This window comes from Streptomyces sp. YIM 121038 (assembly GCF_006088715.1).
Taxonomy (GTDB): Bacteria; Actinomycetota; Actinomycetes; order Streptomycetales; family Streptomycetaceae; genus Streptomyces.
Window position 1 is genome coordinate 6,123,959 of sequence record NZ_CP030771.1, and the last position, 24,361, is coordinate 6,148,319.

Here is a 24,361-nt window from a genome sequence, read left to right on the forward strand (position 1 = left end):
GTAACACCAAACCGGGGAGGCGCAATGAAGCGCACGACACGCGTCGGACACGGCGGCGCGGGCCGCCTGCGAGCCACGGTCACCGCCGCCACGGCCCTGGCGGCCCTGCTCGGCGGCGCCCTGGCGGCCGCACCCGCCCACGCCGCGCCCGCGGGACCGGAGGGCCCGGCGAGAACGGCCGTGCCGCTGCCCGCGGACCTGGAGAAGATCCGCGCGGCCGAGGCCACCAAGCTCTACGGAGACGCGGCCGAGCGCCCGCTCGCCGAGCGCAGGACCGGCCTGATCTCGCTCGGGGACAGCGAGATCAGCGGCGAGGGCATCGGCCGCTACGAGCCGGGCACGGACGGCCCGGACAACTGGTGCCACCGCTCGCCGGACGCCGCCGTGCACCGCACGGGCATCCCCGTCGACGTCACGTACAACGTCGCCTGCTCGGGGGCGACGACCGCGAACGTCCGCATCGGCGGGCAGCAGCAGTACGCCGACGAGCTGGTGCAGAGCGACAACCTCGCCATCAAGGCCCGCAACACCAGGATCAAGGCGATCATGCTGGTCATCGGCGCGAACGACGACCTCCAGTTCGCGCCCGTCATGACCGACTGCGTGACCCGCTACCTCACGCTCCAGGGCCCGTGCGCGCCCAAGTACGCGGGCGGCTGGCAGGCCCGTGTCGACGCACTCGTGCCCAAGGTCGAGCAGACGGTCCGCGACCTGCGCACCGTCATGAGCCAGGCCGGGTACTCCGGCACCGACTACAAGCTGGTCGTCATGGGCTATCCGAGCCCGATCGGCCCCGACTTCCGCGACAACCCGAACTTCCCCGGCAAGCTGGCCTGCGGCGGCCTCGGCTACGACTCCGACACCCAGTGGGGCCGCAACGAGGCCGTGCCCGCCTTCGAGCGCGGCATGCGGCAGGCCGCGCGGAGCGCCGGGGCCACCTACCTCGACAACTCCCGCCTCTTCCACGGCCACGAGGTCTGCACGGAGGACACCTGGGCGCGGGGCCTGTACGTCGAGCTGTCCAACCCCTTCCCGCCGGACTCCAACTCGGTGCGCCAGTCCTTCCACCCCAACGCCCGGGGCCACGCCGCCTTCGCGTCCTGCCTGACCCAGCTGTACGACTCCGGCTGGGACGAGGGCGGCTGCGCCGACCCGGCGAGCACCGGCGGCGCCAAGCTCCACAAGGGCGGCTGGGACGACGCGTTCACGCCCCTGAAGAACGAGGCCACCGGCACCTGCCTCGACGCCGACGCCTCCAACAGCCGCAACGGCACCAAGGTCCAGGGCTGGGACTGCACCGGCAACCGGAACCAGACCTGGTGGTACGACACCGGACAGCAGGCCCTGCGCACCGGCCTGACGCACGACCGCTGCGTGGACGTGCCGGAGGGCGCCTACAAGGAGGGCACCGCCGTCACCCTCTGGAACTGCCACGGCGGCGACAACCAGAAGTTCGTCCGCCAGTCGGACACCCTGCGCCCCGCCGCGGCGACCGGACTCTGCCTGACCCTCGCGGGCCCCAAGGAGCCCCTGAGGCTCCAGAAGTGCGTGGGGGCTGCGGGGGCTGCGAGCCAGCGGTTCGCGTAGCGGCTGCGGCTTCGCCGTGGCTGGTCGCGCCGTTCCCCGCGCCCCTTCGGGGCGCTTCCCCGGGCGGGGTTGAAGGGGCGGAGCCCCTTTGGCGGGACGGGCAGGGGCGGCGGGGGCGGAATCCTCCTCCCCGCCGCCCGCACGCGCTACGCCAGACCCGGACCCCGGACCGGAATCGACGTGAACGTCGGCTCGGGGGCCGGGTTCTGGAAGAAGTCGTTGCCCTTGTCGTCGACGACGACGAACGCGGGGAAGTCCTCGACCTCGATCTTCCAGACCGCCTCCATGCCGAGCTCCTCGTACTCGACGACCTCGACCTTCTTGATGCAGTCCTGCGCGAGCCGCGCGGCGGGCCCGCCGATCGAGCCCAGGTAGAAGCCGCCGTGCGCGCCGCAGGCGTCGGTGACCTGCTGCGAGCGGTTGCCCTTGGCCAGCATGACCTTCGAGCCGCCCGCCGCCTGGAACTGCTCGACGTAGGAGTCCATGCGCCCGGCCGTGGTCGGCCCGAAGGAGCCGGACGCGTAGCCCTCGGGGGTCTTCGCCGGGCCCGCGTAGTACACCGGGTGGTCCTTCAGGTACTGCGGCATCTCCTCGCCCGCGTCGAGCCGCTCCTTGATCTTGGCGTGCGCGATGTCGCGGGCCACGACCAGCGGGCCGGTCAGCGAGAGCCGGGTCTTGACCGGGTACTTGGTGAGCTCGGCGAGGATGTCGTCCATGGGCTGGTTGAGGTCGATCTTCACGACCTCGCCCTCGTCCAGGTGGGCGTCCTCGGTCTCGGGCAGGAAGCGCGCCGGGTCCGTCTCCAGCTGCTCCAGGAAGACGCCCTCGGCGGTGATCTTCGCGAGGGCCTGGCGGTCGGCCGAGCAGGACACGGCGATCGCGACCGGGCAGGAGGCGCCGTGCCGGGGCAGGCGCACCACGCGCACGTCGTGGCAGAAGTACTTGCCGCCGAACTGCGCGCCGATGCCGATCTTCTGCGTCAGCTCGAAGACCTTCTCCTCCAGGTCCTTGTCCCGGAAGCCGTGGCCGAGGACCGAGCCCTCGTCGGGCAGCTCGTCCAGGTAGTGCGCGGAGGCGTACTTGGCGGTCTTCAGGGCGTACTCGGCGCTCGTGCCGCCGACGACGATCGCCAGGTGGTACGGCGGACAGGCGGCCGTGCCGAGCGAACGGATCTTCTCTTCCAGGAACTTCATCATCGAGGCCTCGTTGAGGACGGCCTTCGTCTCCTGGTAGAGGAACGACTTGTTGGCGGAGCCGCCGCCCTTCGCCATGACCAGGAACTTGTACGCGCCGCCGTCGGTCGCGTACAGCTCGATCTGCGCGGGCAGGTTGGAGCCGGTGTTCTTCTCCTCCCACATGGTGAGCGGAGCCATCTGCGAGTAGCGCAGGTTCAGGTTCTTGTACGCGTCGTAGACGCCGCGGCTCAGGGCCTCCTCGTCGCCGCCCCGCGTGAGCACGTTCTGCCCGCGCTTGCCCATGACGATGGCGGTGCCGGTGTCCTGGCACATCGGCAGCACGCCCGCGGCCGCGATGTTCGCGTTCTTCAGCAGGTCAAGGGCGACGAACTTGTCGTTGGCCGAGGCCTCGGGGTCGTCGACGATCCGGCGCAGCTGGGCCAGGTGCGCGGGCCGCAGGAAGTGCTGGATGTCGTGGATGGCCTCCTCGGCCAGCTTGCGCAGCGCCTCCGGCTCGACCTTGAGGAAGGTGCGCCCGTCGGCCTCGAAGGTGGAGACACCCTCGGTGGTCACCAGCCGGTACGGGGTGGGGTCCTCTCCCAGCGGGAGCAGATCGGAGTACGCAAACTCTGGCATGACGCCCAATTCCTCACTTGGCAGACAGCGCGGCGCTCGCCTCCATTGGCGGCACCCGCCCAGCGTAGAACGGGTGGGGAGCGGGGCGCTGGTGAGGTAAGGCTCACTTGGGCGCGGGCCCCGCGCGGGGCGGGAACGCGCGGACAAGGGGTAGTCGCGATCTATCGCGTCTGGGTAGTCTGGTGCCGTGGACCTAGAGAAGCGCTCCCCGACACCTCCGGCCGAGGCACCGCCACGCACGGCGACGCCGCACCTCAGGGCCTCGGACGCCGATCGGGAGCGGGCCGCCGAGGTCCTCGCGGACGCGCTCGCCACGGGCCGCATCGACCCGCAGGAGCACAGCGAGCGGCTCGACCGCGTCTATGCGGCGAAGACCCTCGCCGAGATCGAGCCCCAGCTGGCGGACCTGCCCGACCCCGGCACCTCGCTCACGGAGGCCCCCGCGCGCCCTTCGCCCGGCGCGATCCCCGAGAGCGCCGACGACACGCTGTACGGGATCTTCAGCGACGTGGTCCGCAGGGGCCGCTGGAGCCCCGGCCGCCGCACGCACGCGTACGCCGTCTTCGGCGACGTGGTCGTCGACCTCAGCGAGGCGGTGTTCCAGCACCGGCAGATCGTCGTCAAGGGCTTCGCCCTCTTCGGGAACGTCAAGGTCCGCGTCCCGGAGAACGTGTCGCTGCGCGGCCGCGGCACCGCCGTCTTCGGCACCTTCGAAGTGGACACCCTCGCCTCCGCGGAGCGTGACGCTCCGGTGGTCTTCGTGGAGGGCCTCGCGGTCTTCGGCGACCTCACGGCCCGGCCCCGGCACGGCAAGCTCATCCGCGACCTGCGCGGCTTGCTGCGCAAGCGGCTGCAGGGCTGAGCGCGCCGCCGCGCGCCCCGCGCGTCCGGCGGCGCCACGGCGACGACACGTTTCGGCCAGCCGAACCCGGTATCAGGAACCGGAACTTCCGTGCACCGGGACACAGTGCATAGGCCCGCACACAGCGGGTAGAGCTTCGGGCATCGTCTCTCGCTCGCGAAGCCGTCGTCAGGAGTAGACCGTGCTGCAACCGACGCATCAGTCCCTGCAGGTCGCCGCCCCGACCGATGGGGCCTCCCCTGCACGAGCGCAGCCGAGTGCGTGGGGAAAGGTGCCAGTGCGGGAGCGGGACCAGGACAACCCATGGCACTCCGACGCCGTCTGCCGCCGCGACGAGGCCGGTCTCTTCTTCGCCCCGTCCAAGGAGCCCACCGCCGCGCGCCTCTCCCGCGAGGAGGCCGCGAAGCGGGTCTGCGCGCGCTGTCCGGTGATGGTGGAGTGCCGCGAGCACGCCCTGCTGCAACCGGAGCCGTACGGCGTGTGGGGCGGCCTGACCGCCGCCGAGCGCCGCGTGGTCCTCGCCCGGCGCCGCCGGCGCGACCTGGAGCTCAAGAAGGCGGCCCGCGCGGCCACAGGACCGGTCGCGGCCGCGGGCTAGCACCCGCACCCCCGGCCACGGCCGGGACCCGGGGCGCCACGTACGGCAACGGGCGCGTACGGCAACGGGCGCGTACGACAACGGGGGCGCTCCCCGCACGGAGCGCCCCCGTCGTCTGCGCGCGGTCCGCCGCGCGCCCGGTGCCGTTACTTCGCCCGCTCGAAGTCGATCGCGCTGTAGGCGCGCAGCTTCGCCAGGCGGTGATCGGAGTCGATCTTCCGGATCGTGCCGGACTTGGAGCGCATGACCAGGGACTGGGTCGAGGCCATCTCGGCGCCGTAGCGCACGCCGCGGAGCAGCTCGCCGTCGGTGATGCCGGTCGCGACGAAGAACACGTTCTCGCCGCTGACCAGGTCGTTCGTGGTGAGCGTGCGGTCCAGGTCGTGGCCCGCGTCGAGCGCGCGCTGCTTCTCCTCGTCGTCCTTGGGCCACAGCTTGCCCTGGATGACACCGCCCAGGCACTTGATGGCGCAGGCGCTGATGATGCCCTCCGGGGTGCCGCCGACGCCCATGAGCAGGTCGACGCCGGTGCCCTCGCGCACGGCCATGACCGAACCGGCCACGTCGCCGTCCGAGATGAACTTGATGCGCGCGCCGGTCTCCCGGATCTCCTTGACGATGCCCTCGTGCCGGGGCCGGTCCAGGATGACGACCGTGACGTCCTCGGGGGAGGACTTCTTGGCCTTGGCGACGCGGCGGATGTTCACCGACACCGGGGCGTTGATGTCCACGTAGTCGGCGGCCTCGGGGCCCGTGACCAGCTTGTCCATGTAGAAGACGGCGGACGGGTCGAACATGGTGCCGCGGTCGGCGGCGGCCAGCACGGCGATCGCGTTCGGCATGCCCTTGGCGGTGAGCGTGGTGCCGTCGATCGGGTCGACGGCGATGTCGACCTCGGCGCCGGTGCCGTCGCCGATGCGCTCGCCGTTGAAGAGCATCGGCGCCTCGTCCTTCTCGCCCTCGCCGATGACGACGACGCCGTTCATCGAGACGGTGTGGACGAGGGTCCGCATGGCCCGCACGGCCGCGCCGTCCGCGCCGTTCTTGTCGCCGCGGCCGACCCAGCGGCCCGCGGCCATGGCGGCGGCCTCGGTGACCCGGACCAGCTCCAGGGCGAGGTTGCGGTCGGGGGCCTCCGGAGAGACCTCCAATTCGGAGGGCAAATGGTGATGCTCGGTCATCGAGGCGCACCTTTCTGATACGACGACGGCCGGATGAGGGTGATGCCTCGACTCTATCCGCAGGTCGACAAAGTGAGCAGGGGGCCCCACGCATGAGCGGACCGGCGGCAAGGGAGGGGGCGTGCGAGAGGCCCGCAGGGGACCTGCGACGATGGGGGGCGTGGCAGGCAGAACTGGCAAGCAGACCGTGCGCAACATGCTGCTCTCGTTGGCCGTCATCGGCCTCGTTGTGGCGGCGATCTACGTGTTCATCCCGCACGACGAGTCCAAGGATCCGGTCGAGCGGGTCGACTACCGCGTCGAACTCCTGACGGCCCGGCGGGCGGCGCCGTACCCGGTGGCGGCCCCCAAGGGCCTGCCCGAGTCCTGGAAGCCCACCTCCGTCCGGTACAACGGCGCGGCCCACGACAACTGGCACCTGGGCTTCCTCGACCCGGCCGGCGAGTACGTGGCCATCAAGCAGTCCACCGGCAAGCCGTCCGAGTTCATCGACGAGGCCACGCAGAAGGCCCGGAAGACGGACGCGACGGAGAAGATCGCGGGCAAGACGTGGCAGCGCTACAAGGGCGCGCACTACAAGGCGCTCGTCCTTGAGGACAAGGGCGCCACGACCGTGGTGCTCGGCACGGCCCCGTTCGACCAGCTGTCGACGATGGTGGAGTCGCTGGAGATGAAGCGGACGCCGGTGGAGCCGGTGAAGGCGGGCTGACCCCCCTCGCGCGCTCGCCGCACCGCGAGTCCGTCCCGTGATCCCGTTCTACGGTCCCGTGGCGCGATCTCGCAGTGCGACCCCGTAGTGCGATCTCGTAACGCGATCCCGTAACGCCAGAGGCCCCCGGCACAGTGCCGGGGGCCTCTGACGTGCGGTACGGGGGTGCCGTGCGCGCGGGCGTCGCTCAGACGGTCGTGATGACCTGGTCGAACTCAAGGCGCGGGGAGCGCGGGAACCAGGCGTCCTCGCCCGGCTTGCCGATGTTGATGACCATCAGCGGGGTGTGGTCCTCGTCCAGGAACTCCTTCTGCACGCCCGCGAAGTCCAGCCCGGTCATCGGGCCCGCGGCGAGGCCCGCGGCGCGGATGCCGACGATGAAGTACGCGGCCTGCAGCGCGGCGTTCAGGCCCGCGGCCTGCTCGCGGACCGGGCGCTCGGCGAAGAAGGCGTCCTTGGCCTGCGGGAAGTGCGGGAAGAGGTGCGGCAGCTCCTCGTGGAACTCGTTGTCCGCCGACAGGATCGCCACGAGCGGGGCCGTCAGGGTCTTGGGGCGGTTGCCCTCGGCCATGTGCTGCACGAGCCGCTCACGGGCCTCCGGCGTACGCACCAGGGTCACGCGCAGCGGCGACTGGTTGAACGCGGTCGGGCCGTACTTGACCAGGTCGTAGATGGCCTGGATCTGCTCGTCGGTGACGGGCTCGTCGGTGAAGGTGTTGGCGGTGCGGGCCTCGCGGAAGAGCAGGTCCTGGGCGGCGGGGTCAAGAACGAGGGACATCTGAGTCAGCCTTCTCAATCTCAATGCGTCGTCGTACGGGGGGCCGTACGTCAGGGGCGGGGACGTGAGGATGACCTTACTCCGGTGAGGTTCAATCTTCAACTAAAGTGGGGGCAGGGTGAGCTACGCAACACTCCGGACGGGCCGGGGCGGCTCCCCGGGGCCGGGCCTCAGTCCTCTTCGGCCAGCGCGGCGTCCAGCCGGGCCCGGGCGCCCTCCAGCCAGCGCCGGCACACCGCCGCCAGCTCCTCGCCCCGCTCCCACAGGGCCAGGGACTCCTCCAGGGAGGTGCCCCCGGCCTCCAGGCGGCGCACCACCTCGATGAGCTCGTCCCGCGCCTGCTCGTAGCCGAGCGCGCCCGCCGTCCCGGCGGCTTCGTCCGTCTTGCTGGTCATGCGCCCACCCTAGATGTCGACCCGTACGGGGAAATCGCCTTCGGCGACCCGCGCGCGCAGCGCTTCGCCGTCCGTCACCTCGTCCGCCGCCCGGACGACGGCGCCGTCCTGCTTCTGCAGCACCGCGTACCCCCGCTGGAGCGTGGCCTTGGGGGAGAGCGCCACCACGCGTGCGTGCGTGTGGGCCAGCTCCGAGTCCGCGCGGTCCAGGAGGTGCCCGAGCGTGCGCCGGGCCCGGTCCACATACGCCGTGACCTGCTCCTCGCGTTCCTCGACCATGCGGTGCGGCCGCTCCATGCACGGCCGGGCGAGGGCGTGCGCGAGGCCCCGCTCCTCGCGCTCCAGGAACGCCACCACGCTGCGCCGGGCCCGCTCCCGCAGGAACGCGACCCGCTCCAGCTCCTCGCCGACGTCCGGTACGACCTTCTTCGCGGCGTCGGTCGGCGTCGAGGCGCGCAGGTCCGCCACGTGGTCGAGGAGGGGGTTGTCCGGCTCGTGGCCGATCGCCGACACGACCGGCGTACGGCACGCGGCGACCGTCCGCACCAGCTGCTCGTCCGAGAACGGCAGGAGGTCCTCCACGCTGCCGCCGCCGCGCGCCACGATGATCACGTCGACCTCGGCGAGCTCGTCCAGCTCCTTGACGGCCTGCACCACCTGCGGCACCGCGTGCACGCCCTGCACCGCCACGTTGCGCACCTCGAAGCGGACGGCGGGCCAGCGGTGCCTGGCGTTCTCCAGGACGTCGCGCTCGGCGGCCGACGCGCGGCCGCAGACCAGGCCGATCAGCTGCGGCAGGAACGGCAGCGGCCGCTTGCGGTCGGCGGCGAACAGGCCCTCACCGGCGAGCGTCTTCTTCAGCTGCTCGAGCCGGGCGAGCAGCTCGCCGACCCCGACCGGCCTTATCTCCGCCGCGCGCAGGGACAGCTGGCCGCGCGGCGCGTACCACTCCGGCTTGGCGTGGACGACGACGCGGGCGCCCTCCGAGACGACGTCCGCGACCGCGTCGAACACCTGGCGGTAGCACGTGACGCTCACCGAGATGTCGTGCGACGGGTCGCGCAGCGTCAGGAACACCACGCCCGCGCCGGGGCGCCGGGACAGCTGAGTGATCTGCCCCTCGACCCACACGGCGCCGAGCCGGTCGATCCAGCCGCCGATGAGGCGCGAGACCTCGCCCACGGGGAGGGGGGTGTCGGCGGACGTGTTCAGAGCCATGCCGTGAGACTAGCCGTCCGGGCCGACAGTGCCGCCGCTCCGCGGCGGCCGGGGCTTCTCCGCCGCTCCGCGGCGGGTTTCCACCCACCCGCCCGCCCGTGGCTCCCCGGCTTCGCCGGCGCGGGCCGTATCCCCGCCGCTCCGCGGCGTGCTCGCCCACCCGCCCGTGGCTCCCCGGCTTCGCCTGCCCGGGCCCCCTCCCCGCCGCTCCGCGGCGTACTCGCCCGCCCGTGGCTCCTCGGCCGCGTCCCCGCCGCTCCGCGGCCCTACCCCCCTTCCGGCGCCCCCCTCCGCACGCCCTGTACCGCCAGCACCACCAACCCCGCCGCCAACCAGATCGCGCCCACCACCTGCGCGGAGCCCGACGCCTCCTTGATGACCGCGATGACGATCGCCGCGCCCACGACCGGCACGAGGACGTGCCGCCACCAGCTCACCGGGCCGCCCCGGCGTCGCACCGCGAACCACCCCACCACGCTCGCGTGCAGCAGGGCGAAGGCCGTCAGAGCGCCGATGTCGACGACCGAGACCAGGTGGTTCATGCCGTCGTCGCGGCGCGCGGCCCACACGGCCGCGACCAGCGTCACGGCCGCCGCGCACAGCAGGGCCACCCGCGGAGTACCGGACTCCGTACGGGACAGGAGCCGGGGCAGGCGCCGCCCCCGGCTCATCGCGAAGAGCAGCCGGCCCGCCGCGGCCTGCCCGGCGAGCGCCGCGAAGGCCGCGCCGATGGCCTTGCTCACCGCCACCAGGTCGTGCAGCCAGGAGCCGACGGAGGCCTCCACGGCCGAGTAGAAGGCGGAACCCTGGTCACCGGGGTGCGCGGCCAGGTCGGCGGAGGACACCGGGGTCATCAGGGCCACCAGATACGTCTGCGCCACGAACAGGACACCCGTCAGGGCCAGGCAGAACAGGACCGCCCGCGCCACCTTCGCCGAGCCCCCGGTGACCTCCTCCGCGAACGAGGCGATCGCGTCGAAGCCCAGGTAGGACAGGACCGCCACGGACACCGCGCCCACCACCGCGGAGAGGGCGAACGCGCCTTGCGTACCGTCGCCCGAAAGGGGCGAGAGCCAGCCCCGCTCCGCGCCGTCGCGCGCGAGGACCACGATCGCGGACACCACGAACACCACCAGGACCACGATCTCCATGGCGAGGACCGCGAAGCCGACCCGTGCGGCGGGCCGCACGCCCCACAGGTTCAGGGCGGTCGTCACGGCCACCGCGATCGCCGTCCACACCCACCGGGACACCTCCGGCACCAGCTCGTGCATGGCGATCCCGGAGAAGAGGTACGCGACCGCGGGGATCAGCAGATAGTCCAGCATCGCCATCCAGCCCGCGATGAATCCCGCGCCGTTGCCGAGGCCCACGCGCGCGTACGCGAAGACCGAGCCCGCCTGGGGCACCACCCGCACCATCTGGGCGTAGCTGAAAGCGGTGAACGCCATGGCCACCGTCGCCACGACGTACACCAGCGCCACCGCGCCGTGCGACTTGGCGTCCAGGGTCCCGAAGACGCCGACGGGGGCCATGGGGGCGATGAAGAGGAGTCCGTAGACGACGAGGTCGCGGAAGCCGAGGCTGCGCCGCAGGCCCTCGCCCTCGGTCCCGGCCGCGGTCCCGTTCGTGGCGGACCCGCGGTCGCCGTCGGACGGCGGGTGCGCATTCGTGCTGTGGGCGGACATCGTGCCTCCGGGTGCCTGACGCTGATCGCACACTTGGCTCCCAGTCTCCCCACACAGGCGATCTTTGACCTCTCGTACGCGGCCTTACGATGGGCCTATGACTGCAACGCCTGGCTCCCGCCGTGTCCTGCTCGCCGCTCCCCGTGGCTACTGCGCGGGCGTGGACCGTGCCGTGATCGCCGTCGAGAAGGCCCTGGAGCAGTACGGGGCCCCGATCTACGTCCGCCACGAGATCGTCCACAACAAGTACGTCGTGCAGACCCTGGAGAAGAAGGGCGCGATCTTCGTCGACCAGGTGGACGAGGTGCCCGAGGGGTCCATCGTGATGTTCTCCGCGCACGGCGTCGCGCCGACCGTGCACGAGGAGGCCGCCGAGCGGAAGCTCGCCACGATCGACGCGACCTGCCCGCTGGTCACCAAGGTCCACAAGGAAGCGGTCCGGTTCGCCAAGGAGGACTTCGACATCCTCCTGATCGGCCACGAGGGCCACGAGGAAGTCATCGGCACGTCGGGCGAGGCCCCCGACCACATCACGCTGGTCGACGGCCCCGACGACGTCGCGAACGTCGAGGTCCGCGACCCGGACCGGGTCGTCTGGCTCTCCCAGACCACGCTCTCCGTCGACGAGACGATGGAGACGGTCGGCGCCCTGAAGAACAAGTTCCCGAACCTGCTCTCGCCGCCCAGCGACGACATCTGCTACGCCACGCAGAACCGCCAGACCGCGGTCAAGAAGCTCGCCGAGGACGCGGAGCTCGTCATCGTCGTCGGCTCCAAGAACTCCTCGAACTCCATCCGCATGGTCGAGGTCGCCCTGGAGGCGGGCGTGCCCGCCTCGCACCTGGTGGACAACGCGGGCGAGATCGACGAGGCCTGGCTGGAGGGCGTGACCACGGTCGGCCTCACCTCGGGCGCGTCCGTCCCGGACGTCCTGGTGGACGGCGTCATCGAGTGGCTGGCCGAGCGCGGGTACGCGGACGTGGAGACGGTGAAGACGGCCGACGAGTCGATCACGTTCTCGCTGCCCAAGGAGCTCCGCCGGGACCTGCGCACCGAGGCCGCGGAGCTGTCCGGGAAGAAGTGACCACCGCGTCAGTGCCGGTCCGGCGTCGTACCGTGGGGCCATGCAGATCTTCGGTGTGGACATCGGCGGATCCGGGATCAAGGGCGCTCCCGTGGACCTGGACCGCGGAGACCTGGCGCAGGAGCGGCACAAGGTCCTGACGCCGCACCCGGCCACGCCCGAGGGCGTGGTGGCGCGCGTGTGCGAGGTCGTCGAGCACTTCGGCTGGTCGGGACCGGTCGGCGCCACCTTCCCCGGTGTCATCACCGACGGCACGGCCCGCACGGCGGCGAACGTCGACAAGAGCTGGATCGGCACGGACATCCGCGGCCTGATCGCCGACCGTCTCGGCGGCGTCCCGGTCACCGTGCTGAACGACGCGGACGCGGCGGGCGTCGCCGAGATGCACTTCGGCGCGGGCCGCGGCCGCACCGGCACGGTCATCGTGCTCACCCTCGGCACGGGCATCGGCAGCGCCGTCTTCACCGGCGGCCGCCTCGTGCCGAACACGGAGCTCGGCCATCTGGAGCTGCACGGCCACGACGCGGAGAAGCGCGCCTCCTCCAAGGCCCGCGAGGACGAGGACCTGACCTGGGAGCACTGGGCGCGCCGCGTGCAGAAGTACCTGGCGCACGTGGAGATGCTGTTCTCGCCCGAGGCGTTCGTCATCGGCGGCGGCGTCAGCCGCAAGGCCCACAAGTTCCTGCCCCTGATCGAGGGCGTCCGGGCCGAGCTGATCCCGGCGAAGCTGCAGAACAACGCCGGGATCGTGGGGGCGGCCATGGCCGCGAGGGCGACCGCCGGGGGCTAGGGCCGGGCCGCGCTAGGACGCCGGTACGCGGCGCCCCGGCGGGGTGTGGTCGCCCGGCCGCGGCGGGCGCCTGCTCTGCGGCGGGCGCTGCTCCTTGCGCTGCGCGCGCCTGCGCCCCATCAGGCGCAGCTTGCGTACGGTCACGATCACCCCGGCGACCAGCGTGCCGCCGTACAGCCAGCCCGCGTGCAGGGCCAGCAAGGTGAGCAGGCCCATGAAGTGGCCGCCGAAGCCGCCGGTGCCCTCGGCGATGGGCAGCACCCCGGCCGCGAAGGCGATCGGCACGGCGACGGGCGCGGTGACCAGGTCGGCGGGCCGCACCCACAGCGCGGTGAGCGCGCTGACCGGCAGGAACAGCACTCCGTAGGCGACCACCGAGCTGCCGAAGAGCAGCCGCAGCAGGCACGCGAGCAGCAGCATGACGACGGCCGCGAACAGGCCGCTGCCCAGCCCGGTGAGGCGCGGGTTCGGCATGCGGCGCAGCTTGCGGTACAGCGGCACCCGACTCAGGGCCCGGTACACCGGGTTCCTGCGCAGGATCCGGGCGAGCGGGGACGAGGCGCCGGGCGGCCGGGAGGCGGCCCGGTAGACCGTCGCCGACTCCGTGGGGCTGCCCTGCCCGGGCAGGGGCGCGGCGGGGCGCGGCCTGGCGCGCGGGGGACGGGTCCTGTGTTGCTCCACCGCACCAACCTAGGTCGGGCCGGGGGCGGAACCGGGACTGGGACACGCGTTTTGGCCGAGCTTGGTCCGGCGTTCGACGCGGAGGCGGTACGCGGGCGGGGCACGGGGCCCGGCACACCGTAGACTGGTGGATCGTGCCCCAGGCAGTGCGGGGCCGGTGAGGGACCACCGCGGGCCCCGGGGACCCCGGACGACGGGGACGACGGGGGCGGCGAGCGCAGCAGCCGCCGGGTCCGCCCACGGGGCCCTCGCACAGCCCCAGCCAAGACCCCACTCCTCACGTACGGGAAGTCGCAACGTGTCGCTCACGATCGGAATCGTCGGTCTGCCCAACGTCGGCAAGTCGACCCTGTTCAACGCCCTGACCAAGAACGACGTCCTTGCGGCCAACTACCCGTTCGCGACGATCGAGCCGAACGTGGGCGTGGTCGGCGTCCCCGACACCCGCCTGGACAAGCTCGCCGAGATCTTCGGCTCCCAGAAGATCCTCCCGGCGACCGTCGACTTCGTGGACATCGCCGGCATCGTGCGCGGCGCCAGCGAGGGCGAGGGCCTGGGCAACAAGTTCCTGGCGAACATCCGCGAGTCCGACGCGATCTGCCAGGTCATCCGCGCCTTCGCGGACGAGAACGTCGTCCACGTCGACGGCAAGGTCTCGCCCAAGGACGACATCGAGACGATCAACACCGAGCTGATCCTCGCCGACCTCCAGACGATCGAGAAGGTCCTGCCGCGCCTCCAGAAGGAGTCGCGCATCAAGAAGGACATCGCGCCGAAGGTCAAGGCCGTCGAGGAGGCCAAGGAGATCCTGGAGAAGGGCGACACGCTCTTCTCCGCGGGCATCGTCCAGGGCTCGGGCAACGAGGAACTGCTCCACGACCTGCACCTCCTCACCACCAAGCCCTTCCTCTACGTCTTCAACGTGGACGAGGACGAGCTGACCGACGACGCCTTCAAGGCCGAGCAGCGCGCCCTGGTCGCCCCCGCCGAGGCCATCTTCCTCAACGCCAAGCTGGAGGCCGACCTCGCCGAGCTGGACGAGGACGACGCCCTGGAGCTCCTCCAGTCCGTCGGCGCCGAGGAGCCCGGCCTCGCCACCCTCGCCCGCGTCGGCTTCGACACCCTCGGCCTCCAGACCTACCTGACGGCAGGCCCCAAGGAGTCCCGCGCCTGGACCATCAAGAAGGGCGCCACGGCCCCCGAGGCCGCCGGTGTCATCCACACCGACTTCCAGAAGGGCTTCATCAAGGCCGAGGTCATCTCCTTCGCCGACCTGGTCGAAACGGGCTCGGTGGCCGACGCCCGCGCGGCGGGCAAGGCCCGCATGGAGGGCAAGGAGTACGTGATGCAGGACGGGGACGTGGTGGAGTTCCGCTTCAACGTCTGACGCGTGCACGCGAAGGGGCCGGGTTCTGGTGAACCCGGCCCCTTCGCGTCGCGCGGTGCAGTGTCAGCTCTTTCGCGGCGGGGTGAGCTTGTCGAGGTCGAGGCTGATCTCGAACGGGAGCTCCCGTTCGAGGGAGTGGCGGAAGATGCCGGCGGGCGCGTAGGCACGGGTCGGCTCGTCCAGTTCGTAGACGTGGATGACGGGCGCGCCGTCCTCGTCCTCGACGCGCCAGTAGTGCGGGATGCCTGCCTCGGCGTACTTGCGGAGCTTGACGGTGCGGTCGCGGTGGGCGGATTCGGGGGAGACGACCTCGACGACGAGACGGACCTCTTCCGGCGCGAACCAGGTGCGGTCGCCTTCGAAGTCGGCCGTGGTCACCAGGAGATCGGGTTCGGGGCGGTTGCGGGCGTCGAGCTTGATGGTCATTTCACGGCCGATGCTGATGTCGGCGGGTGCTTGCTCCATGAGCGCAACGGCGAGCAAGGTGATGAGGTGGCCGTGCCACCACCTCTGTGGCGACATCATGAAGACGAGGGCTCCATCGATCAGCTCGGTGTGACGCGGGGCCTCCGGGAGGTGGTCCAGGTCCTCCGCGAACCAGCCCTCCGCGCGTGGAGGGCGCATCCAGTCGGGCAAGGCGGTCATGCCCCCACCGTACCGAGGGGCGGCCGACCAGGCGGTGGGAACGTCGGTTCGGGGGGCGCTGGCGGTCCGTCGGCCGCACTGTTGACGCGCCGTTCCCTCGCCTCCACCGTGGTCCGGTATGGACGACGACGATCTCTGTTTTGTCGATGCCGTGGAGCTTGCGCGGATGGTGCGGGTGGGGGAGGTGTCCGCTCGGGAGGTGGTGGGGGCGCAGCTGGGGCGGGTGGGGCGGGTCAATGCGGGGGTGAACGCCGTTGTCTCGGTGGATGGTGAGGGGGCGCTCGCGGCGGCCGGGCTGGCGGATGAGCGGCTGGCCGGGGGCGGGGACGTGGGGCCGTTGCACGGGCTGCCGGTGGCGTTCAAGGACACGCATCTGACGCGGGGGACGCGGACCACGCTGGGGTCGAGGGTGTTCGCCGAGTGGGTGCCGGACGAGGACGAGCTGATCGTGGCGCGGATGCGGGCGGCGGGAGCCGTGGGCTTCGGCAAGACCAACGTGCCGGAGCTCGGGGCCGGGTCGCACACCTTCAACGCCGTGTTCGGCGCGACGCGCAACCCCTACGACCTCGGGCGCTCCGCGGGCGGCAGCAGCGGGGGAGCGGCGGCCGCGCTCGCGGCGGGCCTCCAGCCGCTCGCGGACGGCAGCGACATGGGCGGCTCGCTGCGCAATCCGGCCTCCTTCTGCAACGTCGTGGGGCTGCGGCCGACGCCGGGCCGGGTGCCGTCGTACCCGGCGGCGAACGCGTGGGACAGCCTGACCGTGCCGGGGCCCATGGGGCGTACGGTCGCCGACGTGGCGCTGCTGCTGTCCGTCATCGCCGGGCCGGATCCGCGCTGTCCGCTGTCGCTCGACACCCCGCCCGCCGCCTCGTTCCGGGCGCCGCTGGAGCGCGACACCCGGGGGCTGCGGGTCGCGTGGGCGCCGGACCTGGGCGGACGGGTGCCGGTCGACCCCGACGTACGGGACGTACTGGACCGGCAGGGTGCGGTGTTCGAGGCGCTCGGGTGGCGGGTCGAGGAGGACTGCCCGGACCTGGACGGGGCCGACGCCGTCTTCCGTACGCTGCGCGCGCAGGCCTTCCTGCTGGGGCTGGGCCCGCTCCTCGACGAGCACCGCGCGCTGCTCAAGGCCAGCGTGGTGTGGAACATCGAGGAGGGCCGGAAGCTGACCGGCGCCGACCTCGCGGCGGCCACGGCCGGGCACACCCGCATCCTGCGCGCGGCCGCCGGGTTCTTCGAGCGGTACGACGTGCTGCTCGCGCCGGTGAGCCAGGTCGCGCCGTTCCCGGTGGAGTGGGAGTACCCGCGGGTCGTGGACGGCCGGGCGCAGGAGACGTACATCGACTGGATGCGGTCGGCGTCGTACGTGTCGCTGCTCGGCGGGCCCGCCCTCGCCGTGCCCGCCGGGTTCACGGAGGCCGGGCTTCCGGTCGGGGTCCAGATCGTGGGGCCGCCCCGGGCCGAGCGGGCCGTCCTGGAGGTGGGGGCCGCCTTCGAGGCCGCGACGGGGTGGGGGCGTCGGCGGCCCGCGGTGTGAACAGGGGCGCGGCCCCCGCCCGGACGGGGGCGGGGGCCGCGGTGCGTGCGCGGGGGGCTAGCCGAGGACGAGCAGGGTGGCGAGGCCGGGGCCGAAGGCGCCGCCGAGCTGGTAGCTGAGGGCGAACAGGCCGATCGCGGTGGGGCGCTGGGCGTCCGTGGCGGCCGAGGCGGCCTGCACGGAGAGCGTCGCGTTGGCGCCCGTCGCGGTGAAGGCCGCCGCGCCCGCGGCCAGCAGGAGCAGGGCGCCCGAGGTCGCGAAGGCCGCGGTGACGGCCGCCGTCACGCCCACGGCGATCAGGACCGTGCGCACGGCCGCGCGCCCCATGCGGGCCGAGCCCGCGGCGAGCAGCCAGGACGCGGCCGACGCGATGAGCAGGGTGACCAGCTGGCCGGTGCCGATCGTGCCGGTGGTCCAGCCCGCGCGGTCCTGGAGCAGCCGCGGCACGGTGAACAGGAGCGTGAAGTACGAGGTGGACAGGGCCGCGCCGAGCACGGCGGAGGTCACGAAGAGCGGGGAGCGCAGGAGGCGGGCCGGGACGAAGCCCTCGGGGCGGCGGCGGACGTGCGCGCCGAGGAGCACCGCGGCGGCCAGGGCGCCCGCGAGCGCGGGCAGCGGGGCGGTGGGCAGCAGGATCAGGGCCGTGGCGAGCGCGATGAGGAGCGTGGCGCCGCGGGCGTCGAAGCGGCCCTGGGCGGGCGGCGTCTGGCCGGCGTAGCGGGCGACCACCGGTACGGCCACGAGCGCGACCGCCGAGACCGCGAGCGCGAGCCGCCACGACACGGCGTCGGTGAGCGTCGCGCCGAGCAGCGGGCCCGCCGCGCCGAGGATGCCGAAGCCGGAGCTGATCACGCCCATGCGGCGGGCGTTGCCCGCGAGGTTCATCGCGATGGCGACCAGGCCCGCGCCGCCCAGGGACTGCGCGGCGCGGCCCGCCAGGGCCACGGGCAGCCAGGGCGCGGCGGCGACGAGCGCGGTGCCGCCGAGGACGAGGGCCGTGCTCAGCCGCAGCACCGTGGCGAGGCCGCGGCGGCGCAGGAGTCCGGCGAGCAGCGGGGTGCCCGCCGCCATGGCCCAGGCGAAGGCGGTGACCAGCCAGGTCGCCGTGGCGGTGGCCACGCCGAGGGAGCGTGCCATGTCCGGCAGGATCAGCACCGGCGCGTTGGCCCCGGCGGCGACCGGCGCGGCGAGCAGCGCCAGCCAGCCGATGGGGACCTGACCGGCGCGGACCGGTGCGGTGCCCTTGGCGGCGGGGCGCGGGACGGCCTTGCCGAGGACGGTGACGGTGGACATGGGAACCCCCTGAAGCGAATGGTGTGCGGCGGCCGGGTGGCGGGCCGTGGTGACGACGTGGTGCGGGGCCGTCGGGTTGGACGTGGTGGCGAGGCCGGGTCGGGCCGTGGTGACGAGGCCGGGCAGGGCCGTGGTGGCGAGGCCGGGGCGGGCCGTCGGGTCGGGCCATGGCGTCGAAGCCAGGCCGGACCGGCACGCCGACCCCGGGTCGGGCCCTCGTGGCGCGGCCGGGTCAGACCGTCGTGACCACGTCGTCGTACGGCAGGCGGGGCGAGCGCGGGAACCAGGCGTCCGGGCCGGGCCTGCCGATGTTGACGACCATCAGCGGCTCGTGGTCGTCGTCCAGGAACTCCGCGCGCAGGCCCGCCGCGTCGTACCCGGTCATCGGCCCGGCGGCGAGCCCCGCGGCGCGTACGCCGACGATGAAGTACGCGGCCTGGAGGGTCCCGTTGAGCAGGGCGGACTGCTCGCGCACCGCGCGCTCGGAGAAGTACGTGCGGCCGGCGTCGGGCGCGTGCGGCACCAGGCGCGGCATCTCCTCGTGGAACTCGTGGTCCGTGGCGAGGATCGCGACCAGCGGGGCGGTGGCGGTCTTGGCGCGGTTGCCCTCGTCCATGTGCTTCAGGAGCCGCTCGCGCCCCCGCGGGGTGCGGACGAGCACCACGCGCAGCGGCGACTGGTTGAAAGCCGTCGGGCCGTACTTGATCAGGTCGTAGACGGCCTGGATCTGCTCGTCGGTGACGGGCTCGTCGGTGAAGGTGTTGGCGGTGCGGGCCTCGCGGAAGAGCAGGTCCTGGGCGTGGGGGGCGAGGGCGAGAGCGGGCTGGGCGTGGGGGGCGAGCGCGGGCTCGGCGGCGGCGGTCATCGGGTGCTCCTTGATTCTCTTCGCGTTCGTTCTCTTCGCGCTCGTCTTCTGAGCAGTGAGAGTTTCAACGTTGAGATAAAAGCACGCGGGTTCGTTCAGCGTCAAGTGTCTTAACATTGAGAAGTCGTCCGTTGAGAGAGCAGAAGCGAAGGAGAGTGGGTCCGCATGAGCGACGCCGTGGACGCCATCGTCGGGCAGTGGGAGAAGGAGCGGCCCGAGCTGACCGACGCCCTGTGGCCGGTGCAGCTGATCGCCAGGGTGCAGCGCGCGCACCGGGTGCTCGACCGGGAGGCGAAGGCGTTCCACGCCCGGCACGGGGTGGAGACCGGCGAGTTCGACGTCCTCACCACGCTGCGCCGCTCCGGGCCGCCGTACGCCCTGACCGCGGGCGCCTTCCTCAAGGCCGCCATGGTGACCTCGGGTGCGATCACCAACCGCATCGACCGCATGGAGGCCAAGGGTCTGGTCCGGCGCGTCCGGGACGCCGCCGACCGGCGGACCGTCAGGATTCAGCTCACCGAGCGCGGCAAGGAACTCACGGACACGCTGATGGTCGAGCACCTGGAGAACTACGACCGGCTCCTCGACGGCCTCGACCGCGACGAGGTCCTGCGCGCGGCTGAGCTGCTCCGCAAGTTCCTGGAGCTGCACGGCGACACGTCGATCACGTAGTCGGCCGCGGGGTGCGCGCCGACGGGCGGGCGGGCCTTCGCGGGCCCGCCCGGCGCCACATTCCGGCCATGACCCGCACATGGCAATCGTGTTACGTCCGAACGCCACCCTTGTGCGTCCCTTGGGGATCCGACAACCTTTCGACGGCGACAGAGAGTTGACCACTGATCAACTCGGCGTAGACATGCCGCCACTGCATTGTCATGCCCCTGTCGCATCCCCCACAGGCGCACCACCGATCGAGGAGGACCCCTCAGATGGCAGTGACGCGTCACAGTCGACGAAGACTGACAGGTGCAGGCCCGCTCGCCCTGGCCGCCGCCACGGCGGTCGCCCTGGGTGTCGTGTCCGCCCTCCCGGCGGCCGCGCAGCCGAGCGCCCCGGAAGGCAGGATCCAGTACGCGGGCGCCCCCGGCTCCGTCGCGAACAGCTACATCGTCACGCTCGACGAGGACGCCGCGAAGGCGGATTCGGCCAAGGGCCGTGCCCTGGCGACGAAGCACGGCGCGGAGATCGAGCGGACGTACAAGAAGGTGCTCAACGGCTACGAGGTACAGGCCTCGGAGGCCGAGGCGAAGAAGCTCGCCGCCGACCCGGCCGTCACCTCCGTCGTGCAGAACCGCACCTACAAGGTCGCCGGGACCCAGCCCAACCCGCCGTCGTGGGGCTTGGACCGCATCGACCAGCGCAACCTCCCCCTCGACCAGAAGTACACGTATCCGGACAAGGCCGGTGAGGGCGCCACCGTCTACATCATCGACACCGGCGTCCGGAAGAGCCACCAGGACTTCGGCGGCCGCGCCGCCGACGGCTACGACGCCGTCGACAACGACAACGTCGCGCAGGACGGCCACGGCCACGGCACGCACGTCGCCGGCACCGTCGGCGGCATCGCGCACGGCGTCGCCAAGAAGGCGAAGATCGTCGGTGTCCGCGTGCTCAACAACCAGGGCTCCGGCACCACCGCCCAGGTCGTCGCGGGCATCGACTGGGTGACGCGCAACGCCACCAAGCCCGCCGTCGCCAACATGAGCCTCGGCGGCCCGGCCGACAGCGCGCTCGACACGGCCGTGCGCAACTCCATCGCGGCGGGCATCACCTACGCCGTCGCGGCGGGCAACGAGACCACCAACGCCAACACCCGCTCGCCCGCACGCGTCACCGAGGCCATCACCGTCGGCGCCACCACCAACACCGACGCCAAGGCCAGCTACTCCAACTTCGGCACCGTCCTGGACCTGTTCGCGCCCGGCTCCAACATCACGTCGACGTGGAACACCAGCGACACGGCCACCAACACCATCTCCGGCACGTCGATGGCCTCGCCGCACGTCGCGGGCGCCGCCGCCCTGTACGTCGCCGAGAACCCCACGGCCACCCCGGCCCAGGTCTCCCAGGCCCTGGTCAGCGCGGCAACGCCGAACGTCGTCGGCAGCCCCGGCACCGGCTCGCCCAACCGCCTGCTGTACGTGGGCGGCGGCGGCACCAACCCGCCGGGACCGAAGTTCGAGAACGGCGCGGACTTCTCCATCACCGACAACTCCTCCGTGGAGTCCCCGATCACGGTCTCCGGCGTCGCGGGCAACGCCCCGTCGACGCTGAGCGTGCCGGTCGCCATCAAGCACACGTACATCGGTGACCTGAAGGTCGAGCTCGTCGCCCCCGACACCACGGCGTACGTCCTCAAGGACTTCGGCGTGGGCGGCAGTTCGGACGACATCAACACCGCGTACACGGTCGACGCCTCCTCCGAGACCGCCAACGGCACCTGGAAGCTCCGGGTGACCGACAACGCGGACCAGGACGAGGGCACCCTGGACAGCTGGGGCCTGCAGTTCTGAGCCCTTCCCCGGCGCAGCGGTGACATGAGTCAGTGACCTCGCCCCCGTGGTGCGGTTCCCGGGTCCTTCCCGGGTGCCGCCCGCGGGGGTGAGGCGTGCGTGGGGCGGGGCGTGCGCGGGCGGCGGGTCGATGCGTCGGCGGTCGGTGGGGCGCGCGAGTCGGTGGGGCGCGCGGGGTGGTCGGGAAGGTGACCCTAAGGGCCTTTTGTCTGCTTCTGTGATAGTTCTGTGGCGTGGTCATCCGCGGGCTCCTGGCCGTCCTCTGCCTGCTCGACGCCGCGCTCGCCGTGCTCGTCGCCGCACCACTGCCCCGCGTCCCCGCCCTCGTGGCCGCCGCCGTCGCGGTCACCTCCTGGAGCCTCGTCCTCGTGCCGCCCGCGCTGCTCGGGCTCGCGGCCGCCGTGTGCGCGGCGCGGCGGTGCCCGTGGTGGGCGGGCGCCGCCGCCCTCACCGCGTTCGCCGCCCTGGTGTACGGAGTGATGCCGTACGCGGCGGCGTACCGCACCGCCGAGCGCCACGGCGCGAGCCTGGACCTCGGCACATACGTCAGCGGCGGCGTCAACTACGCCAAGACGCCCGCCCGGGGGCGCGGCATCACCTACGCGCGCCCCGGCGGCGAGCGCGTCCGGCTCGACCTGTGGACGCTGCCGGAACGGCCCGCGGCGCGGCGGCCCGCCGTGGTCTGGGTGCACGGCGGCGGCTGGAACAAGGGCCACCGCAGTCAGTCGCCCCGCTGGAACCGCTGGTTCAACGCGCGCGGCTGGTCGGTCTTCGACATCGACTACCGCCTCGCGCCGCGCGTCACCCAGCTCGACCAGATCCGTGACGTACGGTGCGCGGTGCGCTGGGTGCGGCGGCACGCGCGCACCTACGGCGTGGACCCCGAGCGCCTGGTCCTCGCGGGCAGCTCCGCCGGTGGCAACCTGGCGCTCGCCGCCGCCTACGCGCAGGCGCCCTCCTCGCACACACCGGGCGCATGGCGTGCGGCGGGTACGAAGAGTGAGCGCCGCGCGCGGTCGGCGTGCGCGATGCGTGACCGTCCCGTGGCCGGAGTGGTCTCGCTGTACGGGCCCACGGACATGCGGCGCCTCATCGAACGGACCGTGCTGCGCGCCGATCCGCTGATGCCGCGTCTGATGGGCGGTTCGGCGGCCGGTGCGCCCGAGCGCTACCGGCTCGGCTCGCCCGCGCGGCTCGTCCACCACCGGGTGCCGCCCACGCTGCTCCTGCACGGCGGCGCGGACCGGGCCGTGCCGGTGGCGCAGGCGCGTGACCTGGCCCGACGCCTCGCCGTCGCCGGGGCGCCCGCGACCTACGTCGAACTGCCCTGGGCCGACCACTGCTTCGACGTCAACTGGGGCGGGTGGGCGAGCCAGGTCGCGCGAGCCGCGCTCGGGCGCTTCCTGGACGGGATCGCGGGCCGACCGCCCCGCCCCGCCGGTGTCACCGGCCGGACGCATGAGCGTCAACTGACCGGGAATCACGGATAGTTGAGGGATATAGCGCCGGAAAGGCACTGCGTAAAGCCCTGCGGACCGGGAAATCATCACTTCGGGTGATTCCTTGGCCTAGGGTTGCGGCCAACAACCCACGGTTGCCACGCTGTTGCTGTCTGTCAACCTGATGGGAGTGGCCAGTGACTTTCGGTGAGCAGCCGGCCTATCTGCGCGTCGCGGGTGATCTCCGCAAGAAGATCGCCGACGGTTCGCTGCCTCCGCACACCCGGCTCCCCTCGCAGGCCAGGATCCGCGAGGAGTACGGCGTCTCGGACACGGTCGCCCTGGAGGCCCGCAAGGTCCTCATGGCCGAGGGTCTGGTCGAGGGGCGCTCCGGCTCCGGCACCTATGTGCGCGAGCGCCCCGTCCCGCGCCGCATCGCGCGCACGGGCTTCCGCGGCCCCGGCACCTCCTCGCCCTTCCGTCAGGAGCAGGCCGCCGACGGCACCCGCGGCACCTGGGAGTCCCGCAGCGAGCAGGCCGAGGCGACCGGCGCCGTCGCCGAGCGGCTCGGCATCCGCGTGGGCGACCGCGTCATGTGCACCAAGTACGTCTTCCGGGACGCGGGGGAGGCGATGATGCTCTCCACCTCCTGGGAGCCGCTCGCCGTCACCGGCCGCACCCCCGTGATGCTCCCGGAGGAGGGCCCGCTCGGTGGCTGCGGCGTCGTCGACCGCATGGCCGCCATCGACGTGGTCGTCGACAACGTGGCCGAGGAGGTCGGCGCCCGCCCCGGCCTCGCCGAGGAACTGCTCGCGCTCGGCGGGGTGCCCGGCCACGTCGTCCTCGTCGTCCAGCGCACGTACTACGCCTCGGGCCGCCCCGTGGAGACCGCCGACATCGTGGTGCCCGCCGACCGGTACCGCGTCGCGTACCACCTGCCCGTCCGCTGACGGCCCGTCCGGCGCGCTCCCGGTCCTCCGGCGGGCGTCCGCCGACGCCGGAATCTGGCCTTTCTCGCGGCCCGACCCGCCCTGGCCCGTTACCTGTTGGTCATGCGCACGCCTTGGCCGGGTGCCGCCTGGCCCGTTCTTCCGCGAACGTCGTGCGCCCCGGTGGGCGGGGCGCACGGTGACGGGGCGCCTGGGTCAACGGGGCGTAAAGGGGGGAGAGTTAGGGCTCGTCGCGGCCGGTTGTGGCCGACACAGGGGGCGCATCCATGAGGGTGCGCCCCCTGCGCGCTGGCCGATTGCGTATCTCTTTGTGCAAAGTCGTATCCGCTGCGTAAAGGTCGGGCGTAAGC

22 protein-coding genes are annotated in these 24,361 nt (G+C 72.5%); 12 read left to right on the forward strand and 10 right to left on the reverse strand.

Going from position 1 to position 24,361, the window contains the following annotated elements:
• Positions 1-24 precede the first annotated feature (24 nt).
• Positions 25-1,587 carry a ricin-type beta-trefoil lectin domain protein gene (locus tag C9F11_RS26335; protein WP_138961570.1) on the forward strand — a complete coding sequence of 521 codons (1,563 nt, stop codon included), beginning with the start codon at positions 25-27 and terminating at the stop codon, positions 1,585-1,587.
• Positions 1,588-1,733: 146 nt separating this feature from the next.
• Here the strand turns inward: C9F11_RS26335 and C9F11_RS26340 are convergent, their stop codons facing one another.
• Positions 1,734-3,398, reverse strand: a complete 1,665-nt coding sequence (locus C9F11_RS26340; RefSeq protein ID WP_138961571.1) for a fumarate hydratase — start codon at positions 3,396-3,398, stop codon at positions 1,734-1,736.
• Positions 3,399-3,585: 187 nt separating this feature from the next.
• Here C9F11_RS26340 and C9F11_RS26345 point away from each other — a divergent pair, with 187 nt between their 5' ends.
• Together C9F11_RS26345 and C9F11_RS26350 are read left to right on the forward strand one after the other, a co-directional pair.
• Positions 3,586-4,260: a DUF1707 domain-containing protein gene (locus C9F11_RS26345; RefSeq protein WP_138961572.1), complete on the forward strand. Its 675-nt coding sequence runs from the start codon at positions 3,586-3,588 to the stop codon at positions 4,258-4,260.
• A 271-nt stretch (positions 4,261-4,531) separates the two neighbouring features.
• Positions 4,532-4,858 carry a WhiB family transcriptional regulator gene (locus C9F11_RS26350; RefSeq protein WP_138961573.1) on the forward strand — a complete coding sequence of 109 codons (327 nt, stop codon included), beginning with the start codon at positions 4,532-4,534 and terminating at the stop codon, positions 4,856-4,858.
• A 146-nt stretch (positions 4,859-5,004) separates the two neighbouring features.
• On the opposite strand, the gene glpX is transcribed toward C9F11_RS26350, so the two are convergent.
• Entirely contained in the window at positions 5,005-6,039 is a 1,035-nt protein-coding gene (gene glpX, locus C9F11_RS26360) for a class II fructose-bisphosphatase (RefSeq protein WP_138961574.1), read from the reverse strand.
• Between the two features lie 160 nt (positions 6,040-6,199).
• Here glpX and C9F11_RS26365 point away from each other — a divergent pair, with 160 nt between their 5' ends.
• Positions 6,200-6,748 (forward strand): DUF4245 domain-containing protein, encoded by a 549-nt coding sequence (locus tag C9F11_RS26365; protein ID WP_138961575.1) that lies wholly within the window; start codon positions 6,200-6,202, stop codon positions 6,746-6,748.
• Positions 6,749-6,935: 187 nt separating this feature from the next.
• Here C9F11_RS26365 and C9F11_RS26370 read toward each other — a convergent pair whose 3' ends face one another.
• From C9F11_RS26370 to C9F11_RS26385, 4 genes are all read right to left on the reverse strand, one after another.
• A complete protein-coding gene (locus tag C9F11_RS26370; RefSeq protein WP_138961576.1) occupies positions 6,936-7,526 on the reverse strand; it encodes a malonic semialdehyde reductase in 591 nt (196 codons plus the stop codon).
• A gap of 170 nt (positions 7,527-7,696) precedes the next feature.
• Entirely contained in the window at positions 7,697-7,921 is a 225-nt protein-coding gene (locus C9F11_RS26375; RefSeq protein ID WP_138961577.1) for an exodeoxyribonuclease VII small subunit, read from the reverse strand.
• Positions 7,922-7,930: 9 nt separating this feature from the next.
• On the reverse strand, positions 7,931-9,139 hold the full coding sequence (gene xseA / locus C9F11_RS26380; protein ID WP_138961578.1) for an exodeoxyribonuclease VII large subunit: 1,209 nt from the start codon (positions 9,137-9,139) through the stop codon (positions 7,931-7,933).
• A gap of 266 nt (positions 9,140-9,405) precedes the next feature.
• Positions 9,406-10,827: an APC family permease gene (locus C9F11_RS26385; RefSeq protein WP_138961579.1), complete on the reverse strand. Its 1,422-nt coding sequence runs from the start codon at positions 10,825-10,827 to the stop codon at positions 9,406-9,408.
• Between the two features lie 97 nt (positions 10,828-10,924).
• Between C9F11_RS26385 and C9F11_RS26390 the strand changes: the two genes are divergently transcribed.
• Positions 10,925-11,911 (forward strand): 4-hydroxy-3-methylbut-2-enyl diphosphate reductase, encoded by a 987-nt coding sequence (locus C9F11_RS26390; RefSeq protein WP_138961580.1) that lies wholly within the window; start codon positions 10,925-10,927, stop codon positions 11,909-11,911.
• Positions 11,912-11,951: 40 nt separating this feature from the next.
• On the forward strand, positions 11,952-12,701 hold the full coding sequence (locus C9F11_RS26395; protein WP_138961581.1) for a polyphosphate--glucose phosphotransferase: 750 nt from the start codon (positions 11,952-11,954) through the stop codon (positions 12,699-12,701).
• A 12-nt stretch (positions 12,702-12,713) separates the two neighbouring features.
• On the opposite strand, the gene C9F11_RS26400 is transcribed toward C9F11_RS26395, so the two are convergent.
• Positions 12,714-13,382 carry a DUF6542 domain-containing protein gene (locus tag C9F11_RS26400; RefSeq protein WP_138961582.1) on the reverse strand — a complete coding sequence of 223 codons (669 nt, stop codon included), beginning with the start codon at positions 13,380-13,382 and terminating at the stop codon, positions 12,714-12,716.
• A 298-nt stretch (positions 13,383-13,680) separates the two neighbouring features.
• On the opposite strand from C9F11_RS26400, the gene ychF reads away from it, so the two are divergent.
• Entirely contained in the window at positions 13,681-14,769 is a 1,089-nt protein-coding gene (gene ychF / locus C9F11_RS26405; RefSeq protein ID WP_138961583.1) for a redox-regulated ATPase YchF, read from the forward strand.
• A 63-nt stretch (positions 14,770-14,832) separates the two neighbouring features.
• On the opposite strand, the gene C9F11_RS26410 is transcribed toward ychF, so the two are convergent.
• The gene (locus tag C9F11_RS26410; RefSeq protein WP_138961584.1) at positions 14,833-15,414 is read right to left on the reverse strand and encodes a Uma2 family endonuclease; all 582 of its coding nucleotides are present in this window, start codon (positions 15,412-15,414) and stop codon (positions 14,833-14,835) included.
• Between the two features lie 118 nt (positions 15,415-15,532).
• Between C9F11_RS26410 and C9F11_RS26415 the strand changes: the two genes are divergently transcribed.
• Positions 15,533-16,951 carry an amidase gene (locus tag C9F11_RS26415; RefSeq protein ID WP_138961585.1) on the forward strand — a complete coding sequence of 473 codons (1,419 nt, stop codon included), beginning with the start codon at positions 15,533-15,535 and terminating at the stop codon, positions 16,949-16,951.
• A 57-nt stretch (positions 16,952-17,008) separates the two neighbouring features.
• Here the strand turns inward: C9F11_RS26415 and C9F11_RS26420 are convergent, their stop codons facing one another.
• Together C9F11_RS26420 and C9F11_RS26425 are read right to left on the reverse strand one after the other, a co-directional pair.
• Positions 17,009-18,244, reverse strand: coding sequence for an MFS transporter (locus C9F11_RS26420; protein WP_138961586.1), 1,236 nt, complete (start codon positions 18,242-18,244; stop codon positions 17,009-17,011).
• 232 nt (positions 18,245-18,476) lie between these two features.
• Complete coding sequence (locus C9F11_RS26425) at positions 18,477-19,109, reverse strand: malonic semialdehyde reductase (protein ID WP_138961587.1); 633 nt, start codon at positions 19,107-19,109, stop codon at positions 18,477-18,479.
• A gap of 165 nt (positions 19,110-19,274) precedes the next feature.
• On the opposite strand from C9F11_RS26425, the gene C9F11_RS26430 reads away from it, so the two are divergent.
• From C9F11_RS26430 to C9F11_RS26445, 4 genes are all read left to right on the forward strand, one after another.
• Positions 19,275-19,781, forward strand: coding sequence for a MarR family transcriptional regulator (locus C9F11_RS26430; RefSeq protein ID WP_138961588.1), 507 nt, complete (start codon positions 19,275-19,277; stop codon positions 19,779-19,781).
• Positions 19,782-20,038: 257 nt separating this feature from the next.
• The gene (locus C9F11_RS26435) at positions 20,039-21,622 is read left to right on the forward strand and encodes a S8 family peptidase (RefSeq protein WP_138961589.1); all 1,584 of its coding nucleotides are present in this window, start codon (positions 20,039-20,041) and stop codon (positions 21,620-21,622) included.
• Between the two features lie 233 nt (positions 21,623-21,855).
• Entirely contained in the window at positions 21,856-23,112 is a 1,257-nt protein-coding gene (locus tag C9F11_RS26440) for an alpha/beta hydrolase (RefSeq protein WP_171075845.1), read from the forward strand.
• Between the two features lie 146 nt (positions 23,113-23,258).
• Positions 23,259-24,011, forward strand: a complete 753-nt coding sequence (locus tag C9F11_RS26445; protein ID WP_138961590.1) for a GntR family transcriptional regulator — start codon at positions 23,259-23,261, stop codon at positions 24,009-24,011.
• Positions 24,012-24,361 lie beyond the last annotated feature (350 nt).

What these genes read in the sequence shown, in the direction of transcription:
- C9F11_RS26390 (WP_138961580.1), top strand. Translation starts at nt 10,925, where the DNA reads ATGACTGCAACGCCTGGCTCCCGCCGTGTCCTGCTCGCCGCTCCCCGT.
- C9F11_RS26395 (WP_138961581.1), top strand. Translation starts at nt 11,952, where the DNA reads ATGCAGATCTTCGGTGTGGACATCGGCGGATCCGGGATCAAGGGCGCT.
- C9F11_RS26375 (WP_138961577.1), bottom strand. Translation starts at nt 7,921, where the DNA reads ATGACCAGCAAGACGGACGAAGCCGCCGGGACGGCGGGCGCGCTCGGC.
- C9F11_RS26385 (WP_138961579.1), bottom strand. Translation starts at nt 10,827, where the DNA reads ATGTCCGCCCACAGCACGAATGCGCACCCGCCGTCCGACGGCGACCGC.
- glpX (WP_138961574.1), bottom strand. Translation starts at nt 6,039, where the DNA reads ATGACCGAGCATCACCATTTGCCCTCCGAATTGGAGGTCTCTCCGGAG.
- C9F11_RS26430 (WP_138961588.1), top strand. Translation starts at nt 19,275, where the DNA reads ATGAGCGACGCCGTGGACGCCATCGTCGGGCAGTGGGAGAAGGAGCGG.
- C9F11_RS26425 (WP_138961587.1), bottom strand. Translation starts at nt 19,109, where the DNA reads ATGACCGCCGCCGCCGAGCCCGCGCTCGCCCCCCACGCCCAGCCCGCT.
- C9F11_RS26410 (WP_138961584.1), bottom strand. Translation starts at nt 15,414, where the DNA reads ATGACCGCCTTGCCCGACTGGATGCGCCCTCCACGCGCGGAGGGCTGG.
- C9F11_RS26370 (WP_138961576.1), bottom strand. Translation starts at nt 7,526, where the DNA reads ATGTCCCTCGTTCTTGACCCCGCCGCCCAGGACCTGCTCTTCCGCGAG.
- C9F11_RS26420 (WP_138961586.1), bottom strand. Translation starts at nt 18,244, where the DNA reads ATGTCCACCGTCACCGTCCTCGGCAAGGCCGTCCCGCGCCCCGCCGCC.
- C9F11_RS26435 (WP_138961589.1), top strand. Translation starts at nt 20,039, where the DNA reads ATGGCAGTGACGCGTCACAGTCGACGAAGACTGACAGGTGCAGGCCCG.
- C9F11_RS26415 (WP_138961585.1), top strand. Translation starts at nt 15,533, where the DNA reads ATGGACGACGACGATCTCTGTTTTGTCGATGCCGTGGAGCTTGCGCGG.
- C9F11_RS26335 (WP_138961570.1), top strand. Translation starts at nt 25, where the DNA reads ATGAAGCGCACGACACGCGTCGGACACGGCGGCGCGGGCCGCCTGCGA.
- C9F11_RS26340 (WP_138961571.1), bottom strand. Translation starts at nt 3,398, where the DNA reads ATGCCAGAGTTTGCGTACTCCGATCTGCTCCCGCTGGGAGAGGACCCC.
- xseA (WP_138961578.1), bottom strand. Translation starts at nt 9,139, where the DNA reads ATGGCTCTGAACACGTCCGCCGACACCCCCCTCCCCGTGGGCGAGGTC.